12 protein-coding genes and 1 pseudogene are annotated in these 18,127 nt (G+C 67.1%); 5 read left to right on the top strand and 8 right to left on the bottom strand.

Features of this window, described 5'->3' with window-relative positions; genetic code table 11:
- Positions 1-246 precede the first annotated feature (246 nt).
- The 3 genes from ACIPEK_RS00690 (at position 247) to ACIPEK_RS00700 (ending at position 2,925) form a co-directional block, all read left to right on the top strand.
- Positions 247-1,026: an LPXTG cell wall anchor domain-containing protein gene (locus tag ACIPEK_RS00690; RefSeq protein WP_401989465.1), complete on the top strand. Its 780-nt coding sequence runs from the start codon at positions 247-249 to the stop codon at positions 1,024-1,026.
- A gap of 307 nt (positions 1,027-1,333) precedes the next feature.
- Complete coding sequence (locus ACIPEK_RS00695) at positions 1,334-2,317, top strand: hypothetical protein (RefSeq protein ID WP_401989466.1); 984 nt, start codon at positions 1,334-1,336, stop codon at positions 2,315-2,317.
- Between the two features lie 32 nt (positions 2,318-2,349).
- Positions 2,350-2,925 carry a DUF4240 domain-containing protein gene (locus ACIPEK_RS00700; protein WP_401989467.1) on the top strand — a complete coding sequence of 192 codons (576 nt, stop codon included), beginning with the start codon at positions 2,350-2,352 and terminating at the stop codon, positions 2,923-2,925.
- A gap of 75 nt (positions 2,926-3,000) precedes the next feature.
- On the opposite strand, the gene ACIPEK_RS00705 is transcribed toward ACIPEK_RS00700, so the two are convergent.
- Entirely contained in the window at positions 3,001-3,576 is a 576-nt protein-coding gene (locus ACIPEK_RS00705; protein WP_401989468.1) for a hypothetical protein, read from the bottom strand.
- 135 nt (positions 3,577-3,711) lie between these two features.
- Between ACIPEK_RS00705 and ACIPEK_RS00710 the strand changes: the two are divergent.
- A pseudogene (locus tag ACIPEK_RS00710) lies at positions 3,712-3,909 on the top strand (Scr1 family TA system antitoxin-like transcriptional regulator); the annotation flags it as partial.
- A 30-nt stretch (positions 3,910-3,939) separates the two neighbouring features.
- On the opposite strand, the gene ACIPEK_RS00715 reads toward ACIPEK_RS00710, so the two are convergent.
- From ACIPEK_RS00715 to ACIPEK_RS00725, 3 genes are read right to left on the bottom strand one after another with little or no spacing between them, the layout of a single operon-like run.
- Complete coding sequence (locus ACIPEK_RS00715) at positions 3,940-4,209, bottom strand: DUF397 domain-containing protein (RefSeq protein ID WP_401989469.1); 270 nt, start codon at positions 4,207-4,209, stop codon at positions 3,940-3,942.
- A 34-nt stretch (positions 4,210-4,243) separates the two neighbouring features.
- Positions 4,244-4,456, bottom strand: coding sequence for a DUF397 domain-containing protein (locus tag ACIPEK_RS00720; RefSeq protein WP_401989470.1), 213 nt, complete (start codon positions 4,454-4,456; stop codon positions 4,244-4,246).
- Positions 4,456-5,301: a helix-turn-helix domain-containing protein gene (locus ACIPEK_RS00725; protein ID WP_401989471.1), complete on the bottom strand. Its 846-nt coding sequence runs from the start codon at positions 5,299-5,301 to the stop codon at positions 4,456-4,458. Before ACIPEK_RS00725 ends, ACIPEK_RS00720 begins: the two co-directional genes overlap by 1 nt.
- Before the next feature lie 214 nt (positions 5,302-5,515).
- On the opposite strand from ACIPEK_RS00725, the gene ACIPEK_RS00730 reads away from it, so the two are divergent.
- The gene (locus ACIPEK_RS00730; RefSeq protein ID WP_401989472.1) at positions 5,516-6,163 is read left to right on the top strand and encodes an ATP-binding protein; all 648 of its coding nucleotides are present in this window, start codon (positions 5,516-5,518) and stop codon (positions 6,161-6,163) included.
- A 162-nt stretch (positions 6,164-6,325) separates the two neighbouring features.
- Here the strand turns inward: ACIPEK_RS00730 and drmB are convergent, their stop codons facing one another.
- From drmB to ACIPEK_RS00750, 4 genes are read right to left on the bottom strand one after another with little or no spacing between them, the layout of a single operon-like run.
- Positions 6,326-8,182, bottom strand: a complete 1,857-nt coding sequence (gene drmB, locus ACIPEK_RS00735) for a DrmB family protein (protein ID WP_401989473.1) — start codon at positions 8,180-8,182, stop codon at positions 6,326-6,328.
- Between the two features lie 3 nt (positions 8,183-8,185).
- Entirely contained in the window at positions 8,186-11,437 is a 3,252-nt protein-coding gene (locus tag ACIPEK_RS00740; RefSeq protein ID WP_401989474.1) for a helicase-related protein, read from the bottom strand.
- Positions 11,434-13,350, bottom strand: coding sequence for a UvrD-helicase domain-containing protein (locus ACIPEK_RS00745; RefSeq protein ID WP_401989475.1), 1,917 nt, complete (start codon positions 13,348-13,350; stop codon positions 11,434-11,436). Before ACIPEK_RS00745 ends, ACIPEK_RS00740 begins: the two co-directional genes overlap by 4 nt.
- Positions 13,347-18,122: a DEAD/DEAH box helicase gene (locus tag ACIPEK_RS00750; protein WP_401989476.1), complete on the bottom strand. Its 4,776-nt coding sequence runs from the start codon at positions 18,120-18,122 to the stop codon at positions 13,347-13,349. The genes ACIPEK_RS00745 and ACIPEK_RS00750 overlap by 4 nt, the downstream gene beginning before the upstream one ends.
- Positions 18,123-18,127 lie beyond the last annotated feature (5 nt).

Here is an 18,127-nt window from a genome sequence, read left to right on the forward strand (position 1 = left end):
GTCGACTGGCTCGCCTGATGGTGAGAAGTCCTGTTCGCGTGGGGCTGCCCGCGCCACGGGCATGGGGACACGCTCGGAGCCTACGTTCTCAATCGTTATGTGGGACCAATGGGGCAAGCGGTGCGTCGTGTGACACAAGTGGTCAGAAGTGCATTGACGGGTGTACGCGGTCGCAGGAGGCTGAGCGGACCCCCCCACGCAAGCCCCCCACGGTAGCCCCCTGTCTCCTTCACCGTTGGATTGCCCATGCGCCCACTCGTTTCCGCAGGCACGCTCACGGCCGCCGTCACCGCGGCCCTGCTGCTCGCACCCACGGCATACGCCACCGCCCCCGGCGACAACGGCACCGTGAAGATCCACGACGCCGCGACCGGTGAGGAGCTCCGTAAGAACGAGCCTCACGTGTGCACCTTCTACCTCGACGCCTTCGGTTTCGATGCCGGCCAGAAGGTCGACTGGCGCATCGAAGCCTGGGCCCCGACCGCCCACGTCAAGGGCGAGACCGTGAAAACCGGTTCGCTGACGCTCGACGGCAAGGGACACCTCCGTTCGGAGGACCAGTCCCTGCCCGACGGCCACTACAAGCTGTTCTGGAACTTCGACGGCGAGCACGGCCGGGCCAAGCACAAGGTCTTCTGGGTCGACTGCGACGGCAAGGGGCAGCCGGGTGGCGGCAAGCCCGGTAAGCCCGACGAGCCCGGTAAGCCTGGCAAGCCCGACGAGCCCGGCAAGCCCGACGGCGGCAAGCCGTCGACGCCTGCCACCCCGTCAGTGCCCGGCGCTCCGTCCGGCCCGGCGCAGCCGTCCGCGGCGCCCACGTCGTCCGCCCCCGAGGGCACCAAGCCGACGTCCTCGACCTCCTCCCCTTCGTCCCCCTCGTCGTCACCCTCCGCACAGAGCGGCGGGGACCTCGCCGAGACCGGTAACGGCGCGCCCGTCGGCCTGCTGTCCGCAGCGGCCGCCGCGCTCGTCGCGGCCGGCGGCTACCTGGTGTTCCGCCGTCGCAAGGCGCAGCAGCAGCACTGACGCATGACTGTGCCCCCGTGCTTCGTAGTACGAGCACGGGGGCACAGCCATCGCGGTCCCAGCCGGCCGCGCGCGCAGACCAACTCCCGGGAGCCCCGTGGCACTCGGTGATACTCCGTGCCCCCGCCGCAGCGCCCTCTTCGGGGGAGTGGTGTGAAGTCCCATTCGCATGGCGGGAGATGAAAACAATGCGGTACGGTGACGAAACCATCACGCTCTGTGCGTCCCCGTGCGCATGGAGCGGCCCCCGGCGGTGCGCCAACACCAACCGAGGGCCTTCATCACCAGTGGATCGAGACCACCGGAAATGCTGCGTCATGCTATCGCGCCGTCCGCGCGCTACACGAAGGCATCGCACGATGTCGTCCGCCATCCCCGTCTGAACAGTGACGCGAAGGTCCTGCTCGTGTACGTCCAGGGTCTTCCCGAGGACGCCACGGACAAGCCCCTCAGCGAACTCGCCCAGAAGCTGGGCATCAAGGGCCGCGCGTACCAGAAGGCGAAGCAACTGCTGGTCGAGCACGGGTACGTACACGAGTGGCGGAGCCAGGGCGGCGGGGGCCGCTGGATCACTGAGCAGCTGGTCGCGAACAACCCTCTGACGAGTGAGCAGGCGGGACAGCTGCGGGGGGCCGTGCCCGCCGCCCCGCCGCTGCCGAGTACGCGGTTCCCGACCGTCGGCGAACCGACTGCCCGGCCGGCCGGTGGCTATGAACCGGTAGAAGACCACAGTGATAAGACCACTCCCCACCCACCCTCCGAAGCCGAGCCAACGGCGGACCCGGACCCCGAGCCGACGGCGGGGGCGGCCGACGCTCTCCAACTGGCCCGGGCAGAACGGGTCCTGCTCTCCCTGCGCCACTCGCGCCGCGAACTCCACCTGGGCGTACGCGAAGCCCGCGTACTGGCCGTGGAAGCGGTCAAGTGGCTGGAGCGCGGCCTGAGCGAGTCCGACTTGCGCCAGGCCTTACTCGCCGAACGTCCTCAAGATGGCGTGCGCTCGGCAGTCGGCTTCCTGCGCTACCGCCTCATCCAGAAACTTCCCGAGCCCCAGGCTCCGCTCCCGCCGTACGAGCCCGCGCCCGTCCGCGAGCTGCTGGAGTGCGAGGGCCCGGGCGAGAAACACGTCTTCCGCCCCCTGGCCGACGAGACTGAATGCGCACCGTGCCGCCGGTCCACAGCACACGCGACGTTCCACGGCGCCCCCGAGCCGGAGCCCGACCGCGTCCCGTGGCGGGAACGGATCGCGAGAATCAACGGGACGTCGGCAGCTCTGCCCGCGCGGCAGTAGGACTGTCCGACCTGACTGCCATAGTGCGGCCCATGGATGAGAACTCCTTCTGGGCCCTGCTGGAGGGCTCTCAGCAGCAGACCGGCGACCCGGACCAGCGGCTGGAGGCACTGCGTGAGCAACTCAAGCAGCGGTCACTGGCAGAGATCGTGCAGTTCCAGTCGTGCCTGCACCAGGTGCGACGGCGGATCGACACGTGGGAGATGTGGGTCGCCGCCGAGCAGATCCACGGAGGATCGTGCTCCGACGACAGTTTCTGGTACTTCCAGTTCTGGGTGCTCGGCCTCGGCCGGGAGACGTACGAGAGGGCGGTGGCCGATCCGGATTCGTTGGCGGAGACCCCGAAGCTGCGCGCGCTGGCCGGACGCCCCCTGCAGGACTGGTCGGACGACGAGTGGCCCGAGTGGGAGTCGCTGGACTACGTCGCGGCCGAGGCCTTCGACATGCTGACGGGCGAGGAGGAAGGACTTGAGAAGGCACTGGAGGCCGAGGGCCTGGACCTCCCCTGCAACCCCGAACCGAGCGGCGAGGCGTGGGACATACGCAACGCGGACGAAGCGTCGCGTCGGCTGCCGCGTCTCAGCCGGATGTTCCCGCTCGCCGGCTGAGTCCACGGGGGAAATCTTGAGAGAGACGGCCGTCGGCTCGCCGTTGACCAGAACGGGGCATCCCTGGTGGTTCCGCTATCCGGCCACGGCTGTACGCCTCGCCGCCCAGAAACGGTAGACAACCCAGCCGGCACTGAACACAGCGGCCGTCCAGACGATGACCTCGGCGAGAACAATTGTCGGGGTCAAGGTGAGGTGCGGTCGGGGCGGTAGCACGACCATCTGCACGGCAGCACCCACCGGAACCGTCAACGCCGCAAGCAAGCCGATCAATCCAGGCCGCCGGATGGCTGCACCCACCGCGCCCAGGACCAGCCCGAGCGGCAGTCCCGCCACCCACCACCTGACCATCTCCGTGCCTGCCCCCGAGGCGAAGGCGTCCGTCACGTAGTACGCCCCGGTGGCAGCGATCAGCGCCAGGGCCCCGACCAGCGCGCCTCGGACCGGTGTCCCGGCCAGCCAGCCCACCGCCAGCGCGGCCCAGGACCAGCCTGCGTCCATCAGCAGGCTGAGCACCTTGGCAGCACTGGCCCAAACGGTGCCCGCAAGAGGGGCGCCGAGCTCCCCGTACGGGGAGGAAAGCGCGTTGATGAGCGAGGTGGCCGCCCCGAATCCCACCCCGGCCGCAAGAGCACCCATCGTGATCTTCATACCGGGAGAGTATCCAACCGACATTCACGGAAGACTACGGAGAACCTGTGATCCGGAGGCACTCCCGGCGAGAGGCAGGTTGAAATGGCACGCAGGCCGCAGTTCAACGGCACAGGCAGCGGCGGCACCGGATGTCCGTCACTCCATGGCTTCTGGAGCTTCGACGGCCGCCTCGTGATCACCGAGAACTGGCATGCCGAACTGTGGCTCGACGACGCGGACACCATTGCCACGTACCAGCGGGTGTGGCAGTCCCTGAGTGGATCGGCCCTGTTCGGAGCGGAGGCACAACACGTGATCGCCAGGGCGCGCCGAAGCCTCGACCTCCGCTGACGGCGGCTGCCACGCTCGATCGAGGCTGACCTACTGGGTGCGCAGAGAGGCAACGAACCGTGCCCATGTGTTGTGACGTACGGCTATGTGCGGCCCGCGAGGTTGCTTGGAGTCCCGAACGCCAACCGCCGATTGCAGGTCCGCGACCTCGACGCACTCCGTGCCGCTGCCGCCGCTGCGACTGCTCTTCCGCCACTGGGAGCCGGCGGAAGGCTGATTTGTCATGAGTACACCTTCTCGTGGCCTGAAGAGAGCTGGGTCCCGGGCAGTCTGCCGGTGGCGGCCCTGACTGTGAGGCATCGCGGACGCCACCCCTCACACAGGAGGTGGCCTATCACGCGCCGAGCTGCTGGTGCTGTATGGCAGTGAGGAACCCCTCCCACGATGCATTGCCGAATGTCAGCATCGGACCGTCAGGGGCCTTCGAATCGCGGACCGCAGTGGCCCGTGGGAGGCGGGCGGCCTCAACACACTCGGTCGTGTTCCCTCCGCTGTACGACGACTTGAACCAGTGGAGGGGCTCGGGGGAGTGAGGAACCGAAGGCATTACATCTCCTTGAGTACACGCTTGATCAACGCGGACGACGCGGCTATGTCCAACGCTTGTGCACGCAGGTAGTCGAACGCAAGTCTGTATCGGCTGAGTTCTTCGTCCTTCTCCAGGAAGAGCGAGCCGACGTGCAGGTCGACGTACACGACGTCCAGGCTTGCCTCGACCCCGCCGAGGATCACGAAGCTTCCCAAGGCCGCGCAATGAGCGCCCTTCGAGAACGGCAGAATTTGCAGGGTGATGTGTTGTGAGTCGTTGGCTTCCAGCAGGTGATTCAACTGATCGCGCATGACGTCCGGGGATCCGACCACGCGCCGGACAACCGACTCGTCGAGGATCGCCCACAGGTGGGGCGGCTTCGGCCGGCTCAGGATCTCCTGGCGCTTCATGCGGATGTCCACGAGGCGCTGGATCTCGTCGGGCGCCAGACGCATCTCGTTGGCGCCCTGAATCGCTGCGCTGTAGCTCCGTGTCTGCAGAAGGCCGGGTACGTAAGTGCAGCAGAAGTGGTCCTCGCGCACTGCCTCGTCTTCGAGCGTCAGCAGGAGATTCATGTCAGCGGGGATGGAGTCGGTGTACGGCCCCCACCAGCCCTGCTGCTTTGCGTCCTTCGCCAGGGCGACCACGGCATTCCGCTCCGCGTCGGTCGCGTCGTACTGCCGGCAGAGGGCGTCCGCGATGGGCCATTTCACTGGCCCTTCCTGGGTCTCGTAGCGGCTGACCGTGGCCTTTGAGATCCCGACGAGCCGTCCAGCTTCCTCCAGCGTCATGCCCTTCCGTGCACGCAACTTGCGCATCATCGCGCCGAGCTGTCGACGTCGTGTTGTGGTCCTGACGGACATGGAGGGTGGCCTTCCGTTCCGTGTGCGCTGAGGCTCTCCGGCGCCAACAAGGCTATGTCTGACACCCGTTGCCGGGATCTGGATTCACCCGATCGATTCTCGTGAGAAGTTTCATGAAGAGACTTCTTGCTGCCATACTCGCAAACCTGGCCACTCAGCGCGGTCGTTTGGATACGGCGGGTGCAGGGCTGATGTGGCGCCGGAAGGAGAGTGCATGTCCGGACACGACAACAGTTCGCAACTCCGCAGCGTTCTGCCGTTCGAGGCCGAGCCCGCAGCGGTCCGGGAGCTGCGAAGAGCCGTCAGGGGGCAGCTTGCGGAGTGGTGCTTGCCGGCCTTCGCCGAAGAAGCTGAGCTGGCAGTGAGTGAGCTGGCAGCCAACGTGATCAAGCATGTGGGTAGAGGCGTTGCTGCCACCCTGGTCCTGGAGGCGGTAGGGGACCGGCTGCGGATCGAGCTCCATGACAAGAGTTACCGCGTGCCGGTCCTCGGAACGGTGGCCTGCGACGACGAGTGCGGGCGGGGTCTGCATCTGCTCGCCGGCATGGCTGCCGACTGGGGAACGTTGCTGACTGCGACGGGGAAGGCTGTCTGGTGTGAGCTGTCGGCCGACCCGGAGCTGCAGTGCCGCCGGGTGCAGCGTGCTGAAGCGGCCCTGACGAAATACCGAGGCGACGTCGGTGCACCGCCTTTGCTGCAGAGTCGCTCCGCTCAGATCCTTGAGGAATCTGCCATCGACCTCATCGCGGACCTCCTTCATTGGGTGACTGCCCAGGGTGGCGATCCCGACGGCCTGTTGGACCGGGCGCAGATGCACTTCGAGGCGGAGGCCCGAGCGGAGGTGCTGGCCGAGGCGGCTTGAGTCAGGGTGCATTGATCGCGCGAGTCGCAGGACACTTGTGCCAGGGTTTCAATGTCTGGATCTCCGCCGTCCCGGGCGTGCTCGTGTCATCTCGTTCTCGTGATGTGCGCCGATCCGGCGGCCGGGGTGCCTGCGGACCGTGGGCCGCCTGGGCGTTGGGTGTCAGCGAGTGAAGAAGCCCGGCACCCGACCGTCCGGTGTCCCGACCAGGGCTGCCCGATCGAGCAGGATGTTGTTGTTCTCGCAGCTCGTCTCGGGGAGCAGCAGGCAGGCATGGCAGGCGGCCATGTTCAGACTGTCCGCGCCGCTCGCCTCGGACTCCATGCACAAGGGGTCGTTCGAGCACCAACTCGCCCTGTGCAGGGCGGCCCGGAGGGAGGCTGCGAGACGGTCCGGTTCACCCTGCGCGACGACGCCGCCAAGACTGCCGGCGGAGTCGCTGGTGGCCGTGTAGATCAGCACGCCCGCCATGTCTTCGTCGCTGTAGAGCCGCTCGCGCAGGGATGCGGCCGGGTAGCCGCCGTCCAGGCTCCATTCGTTGATCAGTGTGTGGGCCAGGGCGTGCAGAAGGAGGAAGCGGGGGGTGGCGGGTGAAGGCGGAACCGGCTTGTCCGAGTCGCCCGCACGTGCTGACAGCAGCCTCTCGTGGTTCTCGCGGATCCGGGTTGCGCGAGCGACCTGCTCCGGTTGCTCCTCCCAGATCCGAAGCCGCTCCGGGTCGAGGCGAAGGAACACGCCCTCACCGCTCACTTCGAAAGCCGGAAGCCAATTCGGCTTGGTCTGCGAGATCGCCGCCTGGCGTAGTTGGGAGTCCGCCGGACTCGGTTCGTCCACACGTCGGAACGACTGCAGTGCCCGTACCTCGCGCAGCCGCTTGACCAGCATCACCTGGGTCAGCCCGTGTGACGAGCGCAGAGCGTCGATCGGGGTGGTGGGGGGCTCGCAGACGAACTCCTGTTCCTCCTCGGCGTCCTCGGGGTGCGGTTTGGACAGACTTCGATACTCACCCTCGTAGAGCTTCCGCCGGTAGTCGCCCGCGCGCTTGGCGGCTTCCGTGTCATCGGCCTGTTCCGCAGCGGCGGTTTCCGCCGCCCGCCTCCGCTCGACCTCGGCCACCACGTCGTCCTCGGTGTATTTCGGGTGGTGGAGCAGCAGTTTCCCGATGCGTACGTACGCCTTGATGGAGGCGGGGTCCTCCTCCTTGAAGCGGTCGTAGAACGGCGCTACGAGCTTGGCGATGCCCTGACTCCACGGCGGGATGGACAGGGCCGAGTGCATGACCGGGAACCAGACCGAGGAGGAACCACGTTGGAGGGTGCGCGGTGGTTCCTGGCAGCTCTCGGCCGGGGCGTCCTTGAGCCAGGGGCGACGCCCGCTGCACCGGATGCCGAGGTCCCGGAGGGCCTGGCGCCGGAACGACCCCTCCATGGACACCTTCTCCACCCCGCAACTGCAACCGATCAGCACGGCACGCAGGGATGCGGTCGAGCCGTCGGCCTGGAAGGACAGTTGGCCCCCGCAGGCCCCGGAAGGCGTCCGGTTGCCCCGGTGGACCCACTTCCAGTAAGGGAAGTCCTCCAGATGGCCGTGCGTGCACGCGATCACGAAGCGGGACGGGACCAGGCTCTCCTGGCACGTCGAGCACTCGGCCCGTCCGACCGGCGAGTTGAACTTGCGGAAGGGCTGCAACCGATGGCAGTGAGGGCATGAGTACATCTCCGGGAAGCGCACCGCCCGTACGCCGTCCCGGGCCGAGTCGGGATCGGGAGCGGGGGGCATCCGGAATCCGGAGACACCCAACTGCCAGGCCAAGCGGGGCTCCGAGATGAAGGGCGCCTCGGAGACGTCCCACGAGTCGATACCGCGGACGAGGAACGACTCGTTCTCCACCGCGATCATGGCTCCGACGCCGTACGTCGTGATGAGCTGGGCGCGGCGGATCTCTCCGAGCTTGCGCGCGGTACGTGCCGCCGTTGAGGGGAGGCCGCGGCGACGGGTGCGGGGCGGGACGGGGCCCATGGTTCAGCGCTCCTCGAAGAAGGTGGACGACGCGTCTACGTCTCGCAGACTCCACAGCGTCTTCCACGGCGACACGTATGCCGACTCGTCGTCGTAGTTGGCCAACAATGCGGGGGCGCGAGAGCCATGTGGAGCCTCGTACACGAGGTTCGGGCGCTCGTGTGCCTCGCCCCGCCACCATTCGATGAACTCGTAGAAGGCTGCGGTGGTGGCTTCGAGCTCGGCCGGTTCGACCGTCGAGACCCGGTCGAGCAGAGCCTTCCCGACCTGCTCGCGGAGGTCGGTGAGGAAGTCCTCCACGTGTGCGGCCGATTCGTTGGCCCGTGCGGCAGGCAACATCAACCGGGCAAGGGCCACCACCACGGCGTGCAGGCCCCGGTCACGGGCCCGCGCGGAGAACGGGGTGACGCTCGTGGACTCCACCTCGCGGTACAGGGCGGAGTGGAAGCTCTGGAAGTCCTCGTAGTGCGAGCGGTCCCTGGACCTCGTGGAGTTGAGCATGACTGCGACGAGGCCCGGGTGTTGCCGCCCGACTCGGCTCGTCGCCTGGATGTACTCGGCGGTGGTCTGCGGTTGTCCCATCACGGCCATCAGCCCGAGTCGGTCGACGTCGACCCCTACGGAGATCATGTTGGTGGCGAGCAGTACGTCCAGCACCTCCGGGCCGGGGAGCCGTCGCTCAATGTCCTTGAGCCGGCGGGAGATGTCACTGGCGTTCGCGCGGCTGCTCAATTCCGTGAGAACGTCCGCGCGGCGCGGCTTGAGGCCGTCCCGCGCCGCGAGGTGCCCCAGCCGCTCCTGGACGTCGTCGAGAACCTGGAGCTCTGCCGCTGACAGCAGTCGCAAACTGTTGAAGTAGCCGACCAGGGTCCAGTAGGCGTCCTTTACCTCGGGCGGAGCATCATGGGCGTGTGCCCGGTGCAGCAGAGCTGCGTACACCCGGATCAGCAAGGTGGCCTGGCTGGTGCTGGAGGTCAGCAGGCCGACATAGCAGCGTGCCGCCTTGCGCTCACGCGGCGTCTCGACGGCGAACCATGAGTCCCTTGCGTCCAGCCCGCCGGGCGGGAACTGGGCCACCGTACGGTCGAACAGCCGGGCGCCCTGCTCATCGGCGCGTCGGATGGTCGCGGTCGAGGCGATGACCTTGGGACGTTCGGCCAGGGCGTCCACGGCCGTCTCGTACAGGCCGGTGAGTGTGCCGAGCGGGCCGGAGATGAGGTGCAGCTCATCCTGCACGATGAGTTCGGGCGGCCGGGCCCCGTCGACGTCCCGGTTGAACAGTGCCGCTGAGGCGGGCCGCCAGGGCATCGAGGCGAACTTGTCGACCGTCGCGATGACCAAGGTCGGACGATGGGCGTAGACGGCCTCGTCGACGAGGTGTACCGGCAGTCCCCGATGGAAGTCACAGGTGTCTGAGGGGCAGTTCACCGTCATGCGCTTGGCGTCCTTGTCGACTGCGTAGTCACGGGGACGCAGCGGCTCACCGCACCATGGGCAGTTACGCAGTTGGACCGGGTTCTCCGTCTGCAACTGGAAGGTCTCGTTGCGCGCGAGGTCAGCCAGTTTGCCTTCGGCGACCGCCAGCGTGTTGGGGGTTGCCGAACGGCCCACCCACATGCCGATGGAGATCTCCTCGTGTCCCAGCCTTGCCGGGTCGGCGGCCCGAAGCAGGTCCATGGCGCAGATCAGCGTTGCGGCTCGCTCGAACTGCTGGAGCGTGAGTAGCCGGAGCGTGTACCGCATGAGCACGGTGACGCCTGCCCCGGCCTCCCCGTCCCGCAGCCGCCGCAGGAAGGTGGTGAAGGCGATCAGTCCGAGGTACGCCTCCGTCTTGCCGCCACCTGTGGGGAACCACAGCAGGTCGGAGATCTTTCGGTCGTCGTGGTCCGGATCGACGATTCCGGCCAGGCAGAGAAGCATGAAGGAGAGCTGGAAGGGCCGCCACCGCCCGGCCTGTTCGTCCGGTCGGCCGGACCTGCCGTCCTTGATCCACACGGTACGTGCCCGCTGGTCGGCCATCGCGAGGTTCGCCAGCCGGAACGCGTGCATAATGTCCGGTCGCCCGGTGTCTTCCAGCAGATCCACGCCTTCACACATCCGGCGCAGAGCTCGCCGGCACAGCAGGACCTGATCAGCCGCCGCCTTGCCGTCTTCCGTGCCGCGCAGCAGACGAGTCTGGTCCTCCTGGGTCTCGATCCACCGCTCGTACCCTGCCAGCAGGGCGCGCAGCGCCGACACGACCTCATGGGTCGGGTCGGTTCCCAGCCGGTACATGGTCAGTGGCTTGTCGTCGATCCCGGGATTGGAGTCGGTCAGCAACACCTCGTGGGAGGGAACGAACTCGGTCCGCAGGGCGGTGACCGTCGGAGGTTCGATCGATACGGATCCCACCGGAGGTGGCGTCCAATCCCAATGCGCCGCGCACCCGTGTCCGGTGGCGAAGCTCGGTACATGGCGATGCAGGAGCCTGCTCAGCGCCTGCTCCAAGTCGACCGCGCCCAGAGTGGCAGGCCGCACCACGAACACCGGGCTGTTGCCGTCCTGCGCCGTGACGGTCAGCACCGGCTGGTAGAAGCAGTGTGCGTCGCGGAGGTCGAACTGGCCGACCTCAAGGCTGTTGACGACCGTGGCCGTCACGGTCACAGTCCCGCCCGACGTGGACCGGGGACGGACCAGCACACGCAGCTCCAGCCCCGGGTGAAGAACGAATGGGTCGAGCAGACCGGGACGCGTGACGTCCACATCGACGGGCTCGATCCGCAGGGCGGAGCGCCGCCAATGCTCCCGCTGGGCCTTCGTACTTCGTGCCTCGGTCCGCTTCGCGGCCACCGGATTCCCCTCGGCGTCCTCGGGGAGGTATACGGCGGTGGCCACGGTCAAGCGAATCCGGGTGGACACGCTCGGGTCCACAGCGAAAGTAAGACCCATGGACGAGGGCATTCGGACGTTGGCCAGCGAGACGCCCAGATCACCGGGCCCTTCCTCGACGTCCCGACGGACGCCGAGCGGAACCGCGTCGAGCCCGTCCCGCTCGGACTCCAGCTCACCCTGCTCGGTTGCCCCTGCCCGGGACGAGTTGTCGGACCGGTCCGGGCGTGAGCGCGGGAAGAGTACACCGACCGGGTACATGGTGATCGGTGCGTCATCCGTGAGTACCTCGTCCACACCACCGACGGGGCCGAGCAGGTCCTGCCGAAGGGCTTCGAGGAGCGAGTCGCGCACCTCGTAGTGTGCTTGGTGGGTCGACCCGCTCATCCTTCGTTCCCCTCAGGTTCGTCCACGTTCCAGTGGAAGCGCCCCAGGCCGCACAAACGCGGTGCGACCCAGGCGCCGTGCGTGCCCAGGCGAGCGGCTTCGGTGGCTGCGGGGCTGCCCGCCACACTCTCGACACAGTCGATCCGGAGGCCGGTGATCAGCGGCGGCCATCGATCGACCTCGGAGTGCGAGGTGCGGCGCAGCAATCGGTACAGGTCGGTTCGGAAGCGCTCGGACACTACAGCGATCTGTCGCCCTCCGACCACCACCGCGTACGGAGGCGACTGGTCGGAGGCGACAGGGATGCCGTGCAACAGGACGAGCTCCGCCTCGGCACCGGCGGCGACATCGGTCATCAGGTGACGCCGGAGCTCCTCGGCGTCCCGTTGGAATCCCTCCGTGCCGGGAGGCTGCTCGTGGGACACGTCCGAACCGATCAGCTCGATCCCGTTACGGGCCCAGGTGCTGCGACCGCCCAGGTACCAGCGGTCGATCCTCTTGTCCTTCCGGATGAGCCACGAGTTGGGCGCGTCCAGGACGTAGAGGTCATCCCGGGCCCGAGTCATGGCCACATACAGCAGCCGGGCCTCCGCAGCCGGGTCGTAGTCGTACTTCTTCTTCCGGACCGGGGTCGGCTCCTTCAGTACGCGTGGTTCGACGATCAGGACCCGATCGAACTCCAAGCCCTTCGCCCGGTGCATGGTCGATATCACGAGCGAGGACGGCTGTGTCGCGGTTAGCTCATCAGGCAGTCTGCCTTCGGCGAGCGCGCGGTGCAGCGCGACGACATCGAGGGTTCCTCGACCACGGCCCCGCGCTACTTTTCGTACCGACCGCCACAGCGCCTCCGGCACGCTGCCGACGGGGACCCGCAGGTCGACCAGGAGTTCCTCGAAACGCTCCCGAGTGAGAGCGGTCGTACCGGTCGAGGCGAGGAGTTCGGTGATCCAGACAGGGGCGGAGCGCTCGCGGGCCGAACGCTGCAGCGTGTGCGGGACGTCGGCGGCGGCCAGGATGCCGGACAACGTCAACGCCTGGCCGTTGTCGCGGCACAGGATGGCGGTGGTGTCGGGATAGTCACGCAGGGCTGCCAGCACGAACTGGTCGTCCAGGCCCCCGAAGTTCGGCGTCGACAGCAACAGCGCACGCAGGTCACCGTGGATACGCTCCGCCTCGTCGGCGGCCTCGGCCCGATCGCGGGGCAGCCGCTGCAACTGGGCACCGTAGGACAGAGCTATCCGAGCCGCTTCACTGCGGGCCCGGAAGTTGTCGCCCAGATGGAGCTCCACCAGGTCCTCGCCGAAGGTGGCGCGCACCCACTCCAGGAAGCGGTCGGTCTCCTCGGCCCGCTGGTCCGGATCGGACACCTGGAATCCGTACACGGCCTGAGCCGAATCACCCACCACGGTGAATCCACTGTTTTCCTGGAACCGGTCGAGCAGTGCCTCGACCATCTCCCGACGGACGCCCACGAGGTCTTGGACCTCATCGATCACCACATGGGCCGGCACGTACTCGCCGCCTTCGACCGCCCCCTTGTCGATTGCCTCGGTGGCGGCCTCGATGCGGCCGTCGAAGGTGTACGTCCCCCAGTCCACGTCCGGGTACGCGCGGTTGAGCAGGGCCGAGGCCCAGCCGTCGAAGGTCTGGACACGAATCCGCTGCGCGGCGGCGGCATGCCGCTCGATCCGCTCCGTGAGCTCGCGCACGGCGGCACGGGAGAAACTGAGCACCAGGATCTCCCCGGCCTCCAGTTCCTCGCGCTCCACCAACAGGTCGAGCCGCCTCACGAGGGTGTGTGTCTTACCGGCTCCTGCCCTGGCGGTGACCAGCACCCGGGCGTCCCAGGGCTGCTCCACCACGGCACGCTGCGCGACGGTGAGTCGATGTTCGACGAGAGGGGCGGCGGTCACTGGTCCCCACCCCACAGGTACTCGAACTCGGTGAAGGCGAGCTTCTCACCGTAGTTGGTGATGTTGTCCCGCACGTTCAGGATCAGGCAGCTTTCCTTGCCGCCATTCTTCGGACCACGGAGACCGCGTCCGATCATCTGCTGGTAGATGTTCGGGCTGTACGTCGGGCGGGCGACGACCACGACACGGGTGGCCGGTGCATCGAAGCCCTGGGTGAGCACGCCGTAGTTCGTCAGGACCTGAATCCTGCCCTTGCGGAAGTCGTTGATCTGCTTGCGGCGTTCGTTGGGGGGCGTGGTCGAGTCGATCGCCGCGGCCTTGATGCCCCGGTCACCGAGCTTGGCGGCGAGCAGCTTGGCGTGGGCGACGGAGGTGGCGAACACCAGAACCGGCCAGTCCGAAGGCATGGATGCGATCTCGTCGACGATGCGCTGGCTGCGTCCGTGGTCCTCGGCCAGCCGCTGTTCGGCACCCTTCGGCAGGGTGGCGAACCTCTCGGATTGGGCCCGCTCGTCGGCCGTCAGCGCTATGTCAGCGCCCGGCAGCTCTCGGTGCTTCACCTGGGCCAGGACACCGATCTGTTGCAACCCCTTGATGGCGACGGACAGATCACCGTCGAAGACCCCGGTGTCGAGACGGTTGCCGAACCGCTGCACCAGCAGTCGGGTCAGTTCCACGTTGTTCTTGTACGGGGTCGCGGTGAGACCGATCAGGTGGCGACTGGTGCGGTGGTGCGTCAGGTTGAGCTGTTCGAGTAGACGCGTGTAGCGCGAGGACATCGCAGTGTGCGCCTCGTCGATGATGACGAGCGCGGCAGTCTCCCTCAGCCAGGTGTAGTTCTCCTTCTCCATGCAGCTGTCCAGTTTGGCATCAGTGGCGACGACCAGGTGCGGGCGCCCGTCGACCGGGGTCGCCTCGTTCGAGGCCCAGAGCCGGCTGATGACCAGAGGAAGTTCGGGGCCGACCTTCGACCAGACGAACTTCCAACTCTGCACGGCCTGTTCGCACAGTTCTTCGGTCTGGGCTATCCACAGGACTGGCCCCGGTAGCTCCTTCTGGTCGCGTATCCAGCGGATCACGCCCTCCGCCGTGACACGTGTCTTGCCGGATCCGGTCGGCAGACTGAGCATGCCGCGCTGGGGCATCGGGTTTTCCAACAGGCCGAGCAGCGCCTGCGCGAGCTCCTCCTGGTACGGGTGCAGGGCAGGGAACTCGGACGGACCGTCGACCTCCAAGCGCGGTTCCAGCGAGGGCACCTGGGCGCCGGCGAAGGAGTCCGGGAACCCGAGGTCGGTGACGAAGAGCAAAGCCTTCGAGCTCCCGGTGAAGGAGGCGGGAGCGCGGGTGGGGAAGTCCAGTGCGAGATCGCGGGAGTGAACCCGAAGGATCGCCTCGCCGTGGGCGTTGAAGGCCATCTCTGCGATGCGCCGTGAGCTCGGCTCGGCGCCGTGCTCGTGGATCTCGCTCTCCATGAGCCCGGGGGGAAGCTCGCCGCGCAGAGCATCTTCACCGATCAGCAGAGCGATCTTGTCGATGATGCTCTCGGCCTCTCGCACCGCGCGCAGCCGCTTCAGGAGGGCTTGGTCATGCTCCTGCCTGTCCTGGAGAGCGAGAGCCTGGCTGCAGCCGGCCACACCGAAGCCCCACTTGAACTCCTGATCGGCGGCCTGCAGCACCTGAAGCCGGTCGAGGGAGTCCAGTACGAAAAGGGTCTGGCCCTTCCTCGCGAACGTGAGCGGCTTCCGTTTGCTGCCCATGGGCGTGCGCACCACCTGCTCGAGCTCGGAGCAGCGCTGGATCTTATGGCTACTGCCTGCCTGGCCGAGACGAGCCTTGACCGTCGGGAACTCCTCGAACAGGGACGAGGCCCGACCGGTCTTGACAGGCTCGATATCCCTGCTGATGACGTCCGAGACCTTGAGCATGCCCCAGTCCTCGATCATCTCCTTCGCGGTGGCCACGTCCGTCTTGTCGGTGACCAGGAGTGCAGGGAGGCGTTCACGGACGAGTTCCTTGAACTCCACCACGTTCATCGCGACAGCGATCTCGCTGTCGGGGCGTCCTTCCCAGGAGGATCCCACCCGGCAGCGGGTGGGCACGCCTTCCGGAAATTCGAAGCCGACCCGGTGCAGCAGGGCGTACGCGCGACCGATGAACGCGTCGTCCTCGCTCTCGAGCAAGAGGTCCAACAGCTTGCCCCAGCGCCGGGTGGGCACTTCGTCGGTGGTCGTGGGCATGTTGAGCTTTCGCGCGGTCTCCTCAGCGATCTCGGCGACAGGGAGCACGGCACGGAAACTCTTGAGCTGGGGACCGACGGCCTCGGACACCCGGGTCAGGCCCATGGAGGTCTTCACCAGCCCGTGTTTGGAGATCATCCAGCGCAGCGGGGATATGACGGCCTTGCGTGTGTTGGCGGTGGCTCCGTACTGCATCTGCCAGTGTTGCGCCATATCGGATGCCGGCAGGGCGGACACGAAGGCAGCGCGACCCTCCTCGGACAGAGCGGGCAACAGATGCAGTGGTCCCAACGTCGCAGCACCCTCGACCGAGAGGCGGGAGATGTTGGGGCGCGGGGCAGTGCTGGCCAGATTACGTAGGTGCCAGTCGTGGACGACCTGCCGGTATTCCTGGAACCACGCCTCCTCGTGAGGCCGGTATCCGCCGGTGGGACGGTCGAACAACCCGAGGTCGCGGAAGACCGGCTTGTCGCTCTCGTGAAAGTTCAGGTCGACAGCGATGGCCTTGTCGCGACTCCCGTCGGCGGGCACCACCGGGCCGGGCAGGAGACAGTCGCGCATCGGTCGGTATCGACCGTCCAGGGTACGGACGCGCAGCGTCTCCAGCGGCTTGGACACCTTGGTGCGGATCCGGTTGACTTGCGCGCTGCCTCCGGCGCTGCGCAGCAGGACCCAGAAGTTCGACCACGCGTTGTTGTCGTAGTTGTCGAATCCCTGATCGAGGACGCCCTCGAACCGCCCCTGCGCGTCGGCGACCCTGATGCCGATGTTGTGCAGATGGCGCGCCATTTCGGGACGCTCGGAGATCGACGGGTGGACATAGACCATGTCGTCGCGGAGAGTGTCGGCGGAGGTCCGGTGGAAGATCTCACCGGCTACGGGGGCGACCATCCCGTGTTCCTCGGTCAGGACGATTCTTGCTCTGCGGGCCTCGGCGGTGAGCGGAGAGTTCTTGAGCACCATGAGGGACAGGATCTCGATGGCGTGGGACGAGGCCTCCGCGGAGCCGTCGGAGACGAGGGCCTCGAGCCAGTCCTTGATGTTCTCGGGCGCCTTCCCTGCCGCGTCCAGAATATGCATCATCTTGCCGCGGCGGACGGCGCTGTCGGATGCGTCGACGGATGCGTGTACCCAGTTGGTGGGGCGGCCGCTGTATTCCGACCAGATCTGGACCCATTCCTTGTCAAGGTTGGCCGGCGTGATGAACAGATCGCGAGGGACCTGGAGTTCACCGTTCTGGTCAGGCAGAGAGGGTTGTTGGGCAGCGATTTCCCACACCCGCCGGAGGAAATGGTCGTCGGCCCAGTTGAGTTTCTCCTTGGTGCGGCCCGGCAACAGGGGAAGGTATGCGGCGGGGTCTTCGGCGGGCATGAGTTCGGGCAGGGTGTCGACCACCAACCGGGCCGCGATCTGCAGCAGTTCCCGGTTGAAAGGACTGCCGTCGAGAAGGTGCTGGCGATCCTCGTTGGTCTTCCACGGGGCATTCAGGATGCCGGTCAGCGACACCTCGTACTTCGTCGGGAAGAACGCCCAGAACGAGCCCTTGCCGACGGGCGTGGTGTACAGACCGTTGCGGACGGTGTATTCGGGCACCGCCCAGGAAATCTCGAGCACCGGCCGGCCGTGCAGCTCGCCGGCGCTGTCCGCAGCCTCGCCGGTGGGGGAGTGGGCGACTGAGAACACCTTCCATTGCTCGGTCGTTTGCTTGGCGCCGCGTGCCACTTCCTTGAGGGTGCGGTGGATGCCTTTGCGTTCGATTGAGATCTCCCGGCGTGCGGGGGGCATGGTGCGCTCATCGTGCAGGAGTACTTGGCCGACATGGGAGGAGAACAGCTGGAAGTGGGCAGGGAAGGCATCCGTTACCCGTCCGTCGCGACTCTTGTGACCGCTGATGTCACGCCCGAGACGCTCGGCGGCACCGGGCAAGAGGGGCAGGCGGACGACGGTGGTAGCCCAGCGCAGGAGCTTGTCCAGCACGTCGTCGTCGCCACGTTCCTGATCGACGTCGAGGGGGCGAGCCATGCGGAGCACCGGGGTGTCCATGTCGACATCACCCTGCCGACCGAGGGCGCGGGCGATCTCGGCGGCGGACCAATCCCGGTCGAAGCCAAACCCGAAGTCGCCGTACCCACTGAAGAACTGGGGTGAGTCGCACACAGAGAGCACGGACTTGACACCGACGCCGAAGCGTCCGATCTGCCCGCCGCGCTTGCGGGAGACACTCATGCGCAGGATCGTCTCGGCGCCCTCCGGCGTGACCGGGGTGCCTTGGTTCGCGCAGTAGAGGTGGGTCTCGGTCAGGACCACGTGCAGCTTGCCACCGGGCGATGCAGCGATCTCGTCCGCCGCGTTCTGGACGAGTTCGAGCAACTGGCGTTCACCGTAGCCGCCCTGGGTGATGCGGCGCTCGCCGTTGGCATGCTCCTGCACCAGCCCCGGATCGACCTGATACGTCTTCAGGACGGTCGAGGACTGGCGGATCACGGTGTCGATCACGGGCGGGAGCGAAGAATCGGCGAACGGCATGTCGGTCATGAAGC

Source organism: Streptomyces sp. NPDC088246 (assembly GCF_044741025.1).
GTDB lineage: Bacteria > Actinomycetota > Actinomycetes > Streptomycetales > Streptomycetaceae > Streptomyces.